Origin of the sequence: Ruminococcus sp. RTP21484sp1_RTP21277st1_D2_RTP21277_210401 (assembly GCF_040924225.1) — a bacterium.
In the GTDB taxonomy this organism is placed as follows: Bacteria; Bacillota; Clostridia; order Lachnospirales; family Lachnospiraceae; genus Blautia_A; species Blautia_A faecis.
Genome location: NZ_JBCOMJ010000020.1, coordinates 81,180 through 93,910, shown reverse-complemented (window position 1 = coordinate 93,910; position 12,731 = coordinate 81,180). Strand labels below are relative to the sequence as shown.

The following is a 12,731-nucleotide window of genomic DNA, read 5'->3' as shown; positions in this document are numbered from 1 at the left end:
CCGGCCTTGTCTTTTACTTCAAATGTAAACTCGCCATCCTTCAGGGTTCTTCCGCTCAGGCTCTTGGTTCCTTCCAGGTCAATTCCAGTCTCGGTGTCATAGCTGTTTGCAAATGCAAGTTTCTGGTCCTTGTCTGCCAACTCCGCTTTCATCGTTCCGCTTGCCTGGTCATAGCTTACTTTTACCTTTACAGTATACTCTTTGTCATCATAAGTGATTCCGTCTCCGGCGTTTCCCTTTACCTCACTTACCTTATAACTGTAAGTCTTCTCAGATGCATAGCTTCCGTCCCCTTTCTTCAGGTCGGACAGTTTGTATCCGATCCTGCTGAATGCGATCTTTCCGGCTGCATCGTTCGTTCCGGTTGCCACTACGGTTCCGACTTCGTCTTTTACCTCGAATTTGAACTCTCCTGCCTTTAGATTTCTTCCGCTCAGGCTCTTGGTTCCTTCCAAGGTTATTTCCGTTTCCTTGTTTTCTTCACTATTTGTAAATTCAGCACCTATAGTACTAGTTATACCATCCTCCCTACTATAAGTTACTGTAGGTGTACTAAAGTCAGCTGGCACAGCTACAGTCACAGTCCATCTATGATTATCATATGTAATTCCTGCTGCCTGCTCTGAAGAATCTTCAACAACCTCATATCTATAAGTTCCTGCTGTCGTATATTTGATTTCTCCAAAATTCTTCACACCATCATTTTGAGCAACACTAATTGTTTTCTTTCCATTTACAGCACCTTCTGGCATTGGTGCATTGTTAATTGGAGTTAATACAAAGTTAAACTTCTTATCTGCTGCACCATTAGTAAATGTTTTCTTAACCTTAATGTTTGCAGATGTTTCATCTTCTTTTTTAATATTATTAAAGGTCGCAACTGTCGCTGTATCTCCAGTCTTAGTCCCTTTATGATAAGTAACTTTTGCATTCTTGCTAATAATTACTCCATTTGAAGGAGTTGCATTTACCACAACTTCTGCATAGTAAACAGTTGTATCAATAGTATAACCCGCAACAGTTCCCTCTTCTGTTATCTTATACCAATAAGTTCCAGCCTCTGTAATATTTCCAAATGTATCAAATGAAACGAGTCCACCATCTCCATTGGATTTTGTATCAACAAGCGTTTCATTTCCCTTGTCATCAATCTTATACAACTTAAATGTAAATTTTCCTGCTTCGTTACCGGATGGGGCTTTGCCATTTACAGTCTTCTTAGCTTTTATTGCATAAGAAGTCACAACAGGAATATCTCTTGAAAGACAATGCCATTCTGTACCGCCACTTGTTACAGAATCTGCAACAATCCAACCTGCACCTACAGCTTTATTTTCAAAAGAACCATTTGGTACTAATACTACACCATGTATTGTTTCAGAAATAACAGAACTTGCATTGTTTAAATTGAAGATAATATTTTCGCAAGCCTTTTCACCAATTCCACCATTTGCGTATCCACCAATATTACAATTCTTCCCATCGATATTAAGTTGATAAGTTTTCAATGTGGCTGTTTCGTCTGGTATGTTTAATACAATATTTTGATCTCCAGTAATTTTAAGATTTAAATTAGAATTTGCATATTCTCCTATCTCAAAATCAATATAATAAGTTCCAGCTGGAGAGGTTGTTAAATCAATCACACCATTTTCATCAGCAACAGATGAATATTTTAAACCTTTTGTATGAGCATCAGAAGCTAGTTTATTACTAGTCATTCTTGACTCATCAACCATACTTCTAACAATATTCTGAATTTCCTCTTGGCTATATGTTTCTGTATCAATTACTAAACCTTTACTCCATATATCATTTCCAAATCTGTTAGCAGCGTCTGGTGTTGTATAAAGGATTAAATCACCCTGACCACCTTCAGAGTTCTTAAAAATATACCAACCATAATCAACATATGCACCAATTAAAGTAGTTCCATTACCGCCATAATTTTTACTACTCTTCATATTTCCAGAACCATGCAAAGTACCTACTGCAAGGTTTGCTTCCAGATCTCCATTACAAGTAAAATCATTAGCCACAATACCAAAATGTAATGAATTTCCTAAAACGGATTTATAATCAACTGTAGGTCCTGGCTGAAATACCACTTTTTCGATATTTACGTTGAAATTATTATTATCTGTTGTTACTGCTATTTTATAATTTACATTACCTTGTTTAAATTTTGAATCATTGGTCAAATTACTATTTAAATTATAAGTATCCCTTATAAAATACAGTTTTAAATCATCTGCATTTTCATCTTTATCAACTTTTAACTCTACGTCTGTTGTGTTGCTATCGATTTGTTCAATAGTAGAAACCGCCTCAACTCCAGAAGAAGTGGTCTTTCCAAGCATCACATACTTATACTGATTTGTAAATGCTGCAAAGTCAAGATCTGCATCAGCTACTATCTGAACATTGCGAGAAATAAATTCTACCTTATTTATATTTACAGTCAAACCACTTGCAGTTTCACTTACAGAAATTTTAAATTTATTTTCACCCTGTTGAAAAGTATCGCCAGTAGTTTTATAGGCTCCCCACTGCCAGCTCTCTTTTCCTTGCACAAAATAAATTTTCTTCTCTGTACCTTCTGCAACATCATTCAGTACAACATTTTCTGTTGTACTTATTTTTTCAATTGATGATGTTGCCCCAATCCCTGGCCACTTGTCGGGAGTCTCCGTTCCAAGCATTATATATTTGTAATCATTCAAAAATTGTTCCACGTCAAGTTCTTCTGCAACATTGATTTGAACATTGCACTGACTGCTGCTTTCCGCGGCCGCACTCTTCTGCTTCACCCTTCCCACCGTCGCCGCAAACGTCGTCACAGATGAATCAGCCATGATCATCACGAGAGCGAGAAACAGTGCCAGAAATCTTCTTAAATACCCATTCTTTTTCATAATGTCTCATTCCTTTCTTTGGATATGTAGATTTATTTTAACCGAATCGGGAATTATTTTCGGTTGCATGATAGATAGTATATGATTTTTAAATATATTCTATCACTTTGCCTCTTTCTCCAACTCTTTCATTTTCCGAAAGAGTTGCAAAAACGAGCGATTTCCTATGGCATTTTTAGCATTTTTCAAGTCTTTTCCATAAATCAGGAGCAAATGAGTTCATACTCATCACAAATCACATCGTAGACCATAATTTATCCCTCCATTTCACACATCTCTCCAATGGATGCCACATAGAAATCAACCTGAGTGAATTTCTTATCGCCAGAGAGCTTATTGAATTTTTTTGCAATTCGTTTGGAAACGATGGGGCAGTTCTCCTGGCTGATTTCGATCAGCATGACAATATACTGCCGGACATTGTATCTGGTGTAAAAATCACCTTTTCGTATGGATGACTGGATGGCCTGTCTGAGAAGTTCGGACTTTTCACGTTCCTTCTCCTCCGAAACATGATCCGCCTTATAGTCCAGTGTGCAAAGCATAACAAACACGGATAAACCAGAGCGCTCCACCATACGGCTGAATACATGATAGATGTCAACAAAGCTGGGAAACGGACAGAAATATGCTCCTACTGCAGCCTCTTTTTCCCGAAGTCTTTCCTTGATATCGCTAAGGGCACCTGCTGCCTGTGAAGTCCGTTCTCCCATCAGCTTGAAACGCTTTAACAATCTCTCCGAAGGGGCCACTCCCATTTCATCGAATAAAAGCTTTTCGGTGTTTTGGTAAACTTCAAGGCCTTCCTTATATCGTGACATTCCGATCAGGCTGTCGATTTCCCAGACCTGCCACTCGTCAAAAGGATAAATTTCGGCGGCTCTGTGCGCCACTTTATGCAGATCTTCATACCGTTCATGCCCCTTCAGCCAGCGGCACAGCTCCTCTGTAACACGGAAGTACTCATCTCTGCACCGGACATTCTCCACAGCGACCCATTGCTCCCCGATCATATCCGGGAGAAATTCACCTTTATAAATTTTCCAGGCCTGCATCCAGAGATGGAGCTTGTCCTCTTCCCGTTTCTCCTTTTTTTCTTTCTCTATCAGTTTCCGGAACTCATTTACATCAACCTGAACTTCAATATTTCCGTCCCAACAGCACATTCCGGACTGGATATTTATGTATTTGCTATCTGGAAGTCCAATATCCTTCAGCTGTTTACGAAGTCTGAAAATGGTGTTGTTCAGGCTTCCGTTCTTATTCTCCACCTCAACTCTTCCATAAAGGGCATCTATCATAGCAGCTTTGGAAATTCCGCCGTCTTCGGTATGAAACATAAGCAGCTGAAAAAGCTGTGTAGTCTTCGATGCTTTATTTCGATCCAGTACCAGTTCTTTTCCCTTATATTCCAACGAAAAGGTTCCAAGCATGCGAACCTTTAATACGTTTTTTTCCATATACTTTTCTCCATAACTAAAATAATTCTAGAACGTATTTATTGCAGACGTAATTAGCAATAGCCTTTTATTTCCTTATTAATTATAATACGACTTTTTTACATAATAACACCAGAATAAAAAAAGAACTATTAACATTTGGTTAAAAAAAGGCAGAAGTTTTCGTTACATGTACTGAAAACTTCTGCTCTTACTGCTTCTTTATTCTGTTACTTCGTACTGCCTCAATTCATATTTCAGTTTGGTGCCCTCTTTGATTTCTATTAGCAAAAGGACTCCGGGCACCGGCTTCTCACCGGCATGTCCTCGCTTTTTACGTATCTTGCGTTAAATTCCATATTGATCTGGCGAAGCTCTTTCTTCCCATCAATGTATTCCTGATACATCTCAGCCAGCCCTGCCATACAACCGTCGCAGTTCGCCTCAATATTTCCAAGGGATTCTGCAACAATCTTCTCCCGCTCCTCACGGGTAGTTTCTGCGATTAAATATCCCGCCATCTTTTCGCCTCCACTTTCTCAGGTAAATTTCATTATCTCTATTATAGCGTACTCCTTAACAATTTCAACTTTAACTTCCATAAACACTTTGGAATTAATTGATAAATCCACCTGCAAAAACTGTTTATTTTCTCGTTTATGTGTTATATTATATCTACCTTATATTAGCCAGGAGGACTTTATGCAGAAAAAACGAGTAGGTGTGATTACCTTCCATAACTACGACAATTACGGTGCCATCCTACAGAGCTACGCGCTTCAGAAAAAGCTGCAGGAAATCGGCACCCAGCCGGAAATTATTGATTACCGCTGCGACTATATCAGCAATCCTTTCCGCCTTGTAAACCTGAAAAAGAAAGGACTTTTTAACTATATTTACGGGACAATCGGCCATATCTGCTACATTCCCCGCCGTTTCAAATGCAACAGATTCCGCAGACACATGCGCTACAGCCAGCCTGTCACTCAGGGTAAAATGCAGCCGGTAGCTGGCAAATACGATATTTATATTGCTGGAAGCGACCAGATCTGGGATTACAAGCTTACCAATTTTGATACCACCTATTTCCTTGATTTTGTAAAAGAGGGGAAAAAGAAATGCAGCTATGCTGCAAGTATCGGTGAAAATCTTCCGCCGGAAGAATACCAGCAGAAATATAAAGAACTGCTTTCCGATTTTGATGAAATTCTGGTTCGTGAAGACTATGGGGCTGACATTGTAGAGAATCTCACAGAGAAGCGTCCTGAAGTGGTCTGCGATCCTACCCTTCTTCTCACTGCGGAAGAGTGGGATAAGCTTCTGGTTGAGCCAAAATATAAAGAAAAATACATTCTGGTTTACCAGCTGGGAATTAACAAAGAAATCGTAGACTTCGCCCGCCGACTCCACAATAAGACCGGCTACCGTATTGTATACATTCCTTTCCCATTAGTCGGACTTCTGAAATGTGACTGCAAGATCACAGTTGGTCCTGCAGAGTGGATGGGACTTTTCAAAAATGCAGAATATGTAGTTTCTGATTCTTTCCATGGTGTTGTTTTTGCCCTTATTTTTAACCGCAAATTCTTCGCCAAGGTAAACGGTCACCACATGAACCGCCGCGTTCAGCAGCTTCTTAATCTGGTGAAGCTTACTGACAGAACTATGGATGATGTTTCTTACGAAAAGCTTACTGAAGAAATTGATTTCACTTATGCAAATGAGCAGATTGCCCGCTTCCGTGAGCACTCTATGGAACAGCTGCGCCAGATGACATCTGAGGATTAAGCAGCGATTACCAATAAATGGAGATTTTTAGCAAATGAATAAAGAAAAAAATGTAAAAAAAGCCTTTTTATGGAATATGATCGGAAGTACCTGTTACTCAGGCTCCTCCTTTTTGTATCTCCTGGTGGTAACTCGTGTGTGTGGCGCACAGCTGGCAGGGTTTTATTCCTTAAGCTACGCTACTGCACAGCTGCTTCTGCAGGTGGGACGCTATGGTGTCCGCACCTATCAGGCCACGGATCTGGAGCACAAATATATTTTTTCCGAGTATAAGGTTTCCCGCATTATCACCTGTGCACTGATGATGCTGTTTGGAATTATTTACAGTTCCTTCAGCTTCAAAGGCGAATATATTATCATCAGCACTTTTATTATTATGATGAAGATGATTGATGCGGTGGAGGATGTTTTCCACGGAAATCTTCAGCAAAAGTACCATGTTGAGCAGATGGGAAAAATGCTGGCGGCGAGAAATCTGTATTCCGCAGTTTTTTTCACCGCTATGCTTATTATCACTAAGAACCTGTACTGCACCTGTGTTGCTACTTCTACAACCTCCCTTATTCTGTGTCTTATCATTAACTCACAGATGACCAGAAAATACGTTGGTCATGAAGAGGATGGACGCAAGCTTCAGATGTCTCATGTGTGGGAGTTACTTCGAACCTGTACCCCTATGTTTATCGGTACTTTTCTTTCCCTGCTGCTCTACAACATTCCAAAATACGCAATGGCTGGCGTTATGACAGATGAATATCAGACTTACTATAGCATTCTGTTTATGCCTTCTTTTGTGATTTCGCTGATGTGCGAGTTCGTGTTTAAGCCTACCATCACCACCATCGCAGAATTATGGTGGGAAAATAATGTGAAAAAGTTCACACTGTACATACTGCGGATCATTGGCATCATCCTGGTCTGCTGTGTAGCTGTTGTGGCTGGAGGGCATCTCATCGGTCGAACATTGCTGGAGATTATTTACGGCGTGGATCTTTCCCCATATAAGCTGCATTTCGTAGTTCTGCTTATCGGCGGAGGAATCAGCGCGGAAGTCTACATGATCTACAATATCCTTATCGCTATCCGCTGGGGAAAATGCCTGCTTCCAGTTTATTCCATAACCGCAATTATTACCATCGCAGCTGCCCGGATTCTGGTGCAGCAGTGGGGAATTATGGGCGCAGCATTGAATTATGTACTGTCCTGCTCCATTTTGTTTGTGCTGTTTACTTTGATTCTGGTTTATGTAATTCTTCGAAAAAAACATCAGAACTAATTCAGTTAATACAACATCCCCCGGAAGGGAAATGTCCGTTTATTGGGACTATTCTTTCCGGGGGATGTTTTTTTATTTTCCTTTCGGATTTATGCGTGGAAGCTGATACTCTCGTATATTTTCATAGCCCGATAACGCCAACAGCAACAGCAAGTCACGCTGTGGTCCTTTCCAGGATTCTGCAGGTTCGTACCATTCGTGGATGGTATGCTCTCCACCGCCTTTTCCTCCCCAGCCCACGGTGATGGCAGGGATTCCAAGACTGATGGGGATGTTGGCGTCTGTGCTGGCGGCACCGATGTACAGGGTTTCCATGCCAATGGCCTGATTTGCAGCATTTGCAGCCTGGACAATCTGGCAGGATTTTTCCTGGGTACCAGCAGGGCGCCTGCCCTTTTGTTCGAAGGTGACTGTAATGCGGTCATCTTCTGCTGAGGTTTCCCTGTCTCCATTATCAGCATTCACTGGCACTGCGCCAGCTGTATCTCCCACACTGCTTTTCGCTGTCATATTATTGTCGTCAAGGATTCCTGTACTCTCAGAACTTAAAGTTCCATATCCCCAGCGGGCGTTTTCCTCATTCACGGCTTCTTCTATTGCCTGGTGGAGTTTTGCGGATAATTTCTCAAGTTCCCCTGCATCCACAGAGCGCAGATCCACCAGCATAGAACACTCTGCCGCGATTACATTTACAGACGTGCCGCCGTTTACTACGCCTACACTGAAAGTAGTTTTCGGATTCTTTGGTGTCTGGAAATCGCTGATTTTCGCAATCGCCCTTCCCATTGCGTGAATCGGGTTGGGAATTCCGAAGCCGGTGAAGCTGTGTCCGCCGGTTCCGTGGAAAGTTACCAGATAGCGCTCGCTGCCTACTGCCTGGTAAATGATTCCAGAGGTTTTTTTATCATCAATGGAAACGAAACCGTCGTAGCGCCCTTCTGTGTCTGCCATATCCTTAAATACATGCTTAATTCCCCTCAGATCACCAAGTCCCTCTTCGCACACATTTGCACAGAACACAATATCTCCCTCGCCGCGAATGCCTGTAGCATTCATTGCTCTTGCAAGACTGAGAAGCTCCGCTACCGCCCTGGTATCGTCTCCGATTCCCGGACAGCTGTAGCGTTCGCCTTCTTTCTTCAAAGTAAGGTCTGTCTCCCTTGGGAAAACAGTGTCTGTATGTCCCGCAACCATAATTCGCGGTCCATTCCCAGTCCCTTTCCAGGTTCCCAGCACATTTCCCACCTCATCAACGTGCACCTCTGAAAGACCGGCATCCACCATCTTCTTTCGGACATATTCCGCTTTCTCCCCTTCTTCATAGGAAGGCGCAGGAATCTGGCACATTTCCAGGTGCTCCTGCAAAGTTCTTTCATCATCTTCGCGCAGAAATTTTAGTGCTTCCTGCACACCGTTATATCTCAGTAATTTATCCATAATCTTTCCCTTTCAACTATAGAAAAAGTCAGCAAGTTCCAGCCTTCCCAGCCCAAACCTCCTGACTCTCATACGTCTGATTATTATCTTTTTATCACCATACAGCGGTTTTCCACTCATCTGGTCAACACTACATTTGAAATGATTTTTTGCAGAATCGGATCCACTGAACATAATTATAATCTCTCCAGCAGCTTCTCCAGATCCGCATAACTCTCAATATTATTGGACTCCCTGCGAAGCCCTGCACTGTGGGGCATCCCTGCTGTATACCATGCTACATGCTTGCGCATCTCCCGGATCCCGATGAATTCACCCTTCATTTCAATCTGAGCCCGTGCATGCTTCAGAATCATCGCTTTCACCTCTGCCAGAGAAGGTCTTGCCAGCTCTTCCCCTGTTGCAAAATAGTGATTCATCTCCCGAAATATCCATGGATTTCCTTCCACAGCACGCCCGATCATCACCGCATCACATCCGGTCTGCCGAAAAAGTTTCTCCGCCTTTTTCGGCGAATCCACATCCCCATTTCCAATCACCGGAATGGAAACTGCTTCTTTAACCTTGGCAATGGTCTCCCAGTCTGCTATCCCGGAATAATACTGCTGCCGTGTCCGTCCATGAACTGCAATAGCTGCTGCCCCGGCATCCTCCACGCGCTTTGCAATCTCCACAATATCCACCGGCTCATTCTCAAAACCGATACGAACTTTCACTGTCAATGGCTTCTGAATGGCAGAAGAAATGCTTTTCACAATCTTCACAATCAGATCCGGATTTTTCAAAAGAGCTGAACCTTCACCGTTATTTACCACCTTCGGCACTGGGCATCCCATATTGATATCCAGAATGTCAAAAGGCTCCTCCTCGATTTCCTTCGCCACCTCCGTCATCAGCTCTGGCTCACTTCCAAAGAGCTGCATGGAAATAGGATGCTCCACCGGGTCGATTTCCATCAGCGCCCTGGTATTTTTGTTCTTATAGGAAATAGCCTTGGCACTGATCATCTCCATGCAGAGAAGCCCAGCGCCCTGCTCCTTGCAAAGCCTGCGAAAAGCCAGGTCGGTAACGCCCGCCATTGGTGCCAGGACGAACCGGTTAGGGATCTCCACAGTTCCGATTTTCCACTTCATCTCCTTTGGAAGCTCATATCTCAACTTAGAATCTAAATTACTACTCATATCACCTTAATTACTTTCATATTTGATGTGTAACTATTCAATCCTTTCAACAATTACTCGCTTCGTGAACTCAAATGTCACATCTGATGAGCTGCTATTTTCCCTGTTTATCAGTTTATCCACACAGCTTACTCTTCTGTCTTCTCTTTATCCACATCTTCCCCAAGGAAGAACACACGATAATACATTTCCAGAGATTCCAGAAGCTCCTCTTTCTCCACACGCAGCTTTTTAATCTTCAGTGCACCGCCAATATCATCATAAAATCCATCAGCTTCCGTAGCCTCTGTTTTAAACTGCAGGTTTCCGTGATCATCAAATTCCAGTGTGAAAATTCCTCCAATCTCTTCTGTGAAAAGAACACACATGATCTGCAGTTCCTTCTTCACATGATCAGGCAGAGAATCAAAGTCTTTATTAAAGTAATATTTCTGTTCATAGGCGCTTGCGCCGCAAAGCACTACATTCTCCTGATACAATTAAGTCCCACCTTTCTGTTTTCATCTGTGTCAACAACATTTTCGCAAGTGATATGCCCCATTCACTGTAGGATTATCGCAATCAGTGGGGAATATCATTTGCGAAAATGTGCCTAAACAATAGCCTTACACATAGCTATACAGCCCGCGAACCGAAACCTCACCGGCGCTGACAGCTACAATCGTTCCATCAGTTTTCTCTACCAACAGCTCTCCGCCATCTGTAATCCCTCTGGCCACGCCCTCGTACGGCTCTTTCGCCAGCACACGCACCGGCTGATTGTAATTAGCAAGAATACTTTCATATTCCTCTTTCAGCCCACTGAGGTCACAGGTCGCTGCAAATTTTTCATAGTATTCCTCAAAAGCTTCCATCACAAGCCCGGGAATCTGGCTTCTGTCAAATTCCTTGCCGCTCTCCAGATAAAGGGATGTAGCCTTGTCTGCCATCTCCTCCGGAAACTCTCTGATATTTACATTAATTCCCACTCCGATGACTGCATAGTCAATTTTTCCATCGCGAACCCCCATTTCGGTAAGGATTCCGCATATTTTTTTGTGGGAAACTACCACATCATTGGGCCATTTGATACTTACGTCAAATCCAAGATTCTTCACTGCTTTCGCCACAGCCATACCCATTACAAGGGTAAGGGTTGGTGCATACTGAGGTTCAAATTTCGGTCTGAGAAGAATGCTCATCATAACCGACGTACCCTCTGGTACCTCCCAGGATCTGCCAAGTCTTCCTCTTCCTGCTGACTGAAATTCTGCCAGTGCAAGAGTTCCCTCTGATGCGCCTTCCTTCGCCAGACGCTTGATCCACAAATTGGTAGAATCTGTTTCTCTTGCAAAATGGACGGTTTTGCCCGCCCATTTTGTATGTATCTGATCTGCAATTGTGGTTTCGTTATAGATACTGCCCGTGCCAATTTCTTCATATGATTCTTTTTCGGAAATCATTTCAGATACCCTTTCTATAACTCCCAATCGTCCAGGTTCTTTGAATAAATGATACATCTTATCCAGAGGATAAAAAGTAGTACATAAGAACGTAGAAACAATCGGAATTCATTAATTCATTGTTATCTGGAAGCCGAATTATTTATTCTCAGGCTCTCCCAGTGTAGCAACCATAACCGCTTTAATGGTATGCATACGGTTCTCAGCCTCATCAAATACCTTAGAAGCCGGAGACTCGAATACTTCGTCTGTTACTTCCATATCTGTCAGATTGAAGCGCTCGCCCATCTCTTTGCCAATCTTTGTCTTAAGATCATGGAATGCCGGCAGACAGTGAAGGAAAATTGCTTTCTCCCCTGCATTCTTCATAACTGCAGAGGTTACCTTGTATGGTGTCAGATCATGGATTCTCTCTTCCCATACTGCATCCGGCTCACCCATGGATACCCATACATCTGTGTAAATAACGTCTGCGTCCTTCGTTCCAGCCTCTACATCCTCTGTAAGAGTAATGGTTGCGCCGGACTCTGCAGCGTACTCTTTGCACTGAGCAACCAGCTCCTCATTTGGGAAATATTTCTTACTTGTGCAGGCTACGAAATGCATACCAAGCTTGGAGCAGGCTACCATCAGGGAGTTACCCATGTTGTAACGGGCATCGCCCATGTAAACCAGCTTGATTCCTTTCAGATATCCGAAATGCTCACGGATGGTAAGCATATCTGCTAACATCTGTGTTGGATGATATTCGTTTGTCAGACCGTTCCAAACCGGAACTCCTGCATATTTTGCAAGATCTTCTACAATTTCCTGACCAAATCCACGGTACTCGATACCATCATACATTCTTCCAAGAACTCTTGCAGTATCTGCAATGCTCTCTTTCTTGCCGATCTGGGAGCCAGTTGGATCCAGATAGGTGCTTCCCATTCCCAGATCATGGGCTGCCACCTCGAAGGAACAACGTGTTCTGGTACTGGTTTTCTCAAAGATCAGGGCAATATTTTTGCCCTTGTAATACTCGGTAAGCTCACCGGCTTTTTTCTTTGCCTTTAACTCAGCGGATAAATCAAGAAGATACAGAATTTCCTCTGGTGTAAAGTCTTTCAGTGTCAAAAAATTTCTGCCTTTTAAGTTCATAATAATCCTCCTCTGGTGCCAGGTATAGTGCCTGGCACCATTTTTCTTTCTGCCATGCTTTACAGTAAACTGTCGTACAAGTCTTTCAATTTTTCACTTTTCAGACTACCATC

The 12,731-nt window shown here is 42.6% G+C and carries 10 protein-coding genes; 2 read left to right on the top strand and 8 right to left on the bottom strand.

The genetic code is table 11. From position 1 onward, the window contains the following. The 3 genes from AB5706_RS14135 to AB5706_RS14125 all read right to left on the bottom strand — a co-directional run. Positions 1 to 2,915: Spy0128 family protein (locus tag AB5706_RS14135; protein ID WP_368366140.1), on the bottom strand; the 2,915-nt coding region annotated here is incomplete at its 3' end. Between the two features lie 254 nt (positions 2,916 to 3,169). Beyond that, complete coding sequence (locus AB5706_RS14130) at positions 3,170 to 4,375, bottom strand: AfsR/SARP family transcriptional regulator (RefSeq protein ID WP_173717401.1); 1,206 nt, start codon at positions 4,373 to 4,375, stop codon at positions 3,170 to 3,172. 263 nt (positions 4,376 to 4,638) lie between these two features. Then, entirely contained in the window at positions 4,639 to 4,875 is a 237-nt protein-coding gene (locus AB5706_RS14125) for a purine biosynthesis protein PurH (RefSeq protein WP_118583972.1), read from the bottom strand. Between the two features lie 181 nt (positions 4,876 to 5,056). On the opposite strand from AB5706_RS14125, the gene AB5706_RS14120 reads away from it, so the two are divergent. After that, positions 5,057 to 6,142 carry a polysaccharide pyruvyl transferase family protein gene (locus tag AB5706_RS14120; RefSeq protein ID WP_148463328.1) on the top strand — a complete coding sequence of 362 codons (1,086 nt, stop codon included), beginning with the start codon at positions 5,057 to 5,059 and terminating at the stop codon, positions 6,140 to 6,142. Positions 6,143 to 6,176: 34 nt separating this feature from the next. Next, the gene (locus AB5706_RS14115; protein ID WP_118583966.1) at positions 6,177 to 7,418 is read left to right on the top strand and encodes a lipopolysaccharide biosynthesis protein; all 1,242 of its coding nucleotides are present in this window, start codon (positions 6,177 to 6,179) and stop codon (positions 7,416 to 7,418) included. A gap of 72 nt (positions 7,419 to 7,490) precedes the next feature. Here AB5706_RS14115 and AB5706_RS14110 read toward each other — a convergent pair whose 3' ends face one another. From AB5706_RS14110 to argF, 5 genes are all read right to left on the bottom strand, one after another. Then, positions 7,491 to 8,855 carry a M20/M25/M40 family metallo-hydrolase gene (locus AB5706_RS14110; protein WP_173717400.1) on the bottom strand — a complete coding sequence of 455 codons (1,365 nt, stop codon included), beginning with the start codon at positions 8,853 to 8,855 and terminating at the stop codon, positions 7,491 to 7,493. Positions 8,856 to 9,031: 176 nt separating this feature from the next. Continuing rightward, on the bottom strand, positions 9,032 to 10,036 hold the full coding sequence (dusB, locus tag AB5706_RS14105) for a tRNA dihydrouridine synthase DusB (RefSeq protein ID WP_330602931.1): 1,005 nt from the start codon (positions 10,034 to 10,036) through the stop codon (positions 9,032 to 9,034). Positions 10,037 to 10,164: 128 nt separating this feature from the next. After that, positions 10,165 to 10,515: a DUF6145 family protein gene (locus AB5706_RS14100; protein ID WP_118583962.1), complete on the bottom strand. Its 351-nt coding sequence runs from the start codon at positions 10,513 to 10,515 to the stop codon at positions 10,165 to 10,167. A gap of 126 nt (positions 10,516 to 10,641) precedes the next feature. Further along, positions 10,642 to 11,505: a biotin--[acetyl-CoA-carboxylase] ligase gene (locus AB5706_RS14095; protein WP_244095630.1), complete on the bottom strand. Its 864-nt coding sequence runs from the start codon at positions 11,503 to 11,505 to the stop codon at positions 10,642 to 10,644. A gap of 111 nt (positions 11,506 to 11,616) precedes the next feature. Continuing rightward, entirely contained in the window at positions 11,617 to 12,618 is a 1,002-nt protein-coding gene (gene argF / locus AB5706_RS14090; RefSeq protein WP_173717397.1) for an ornithine carbamoyltransferase, read from the bottom strand. Positions 12,619 to 12,731: the final 113 nt, after the last annotated feature.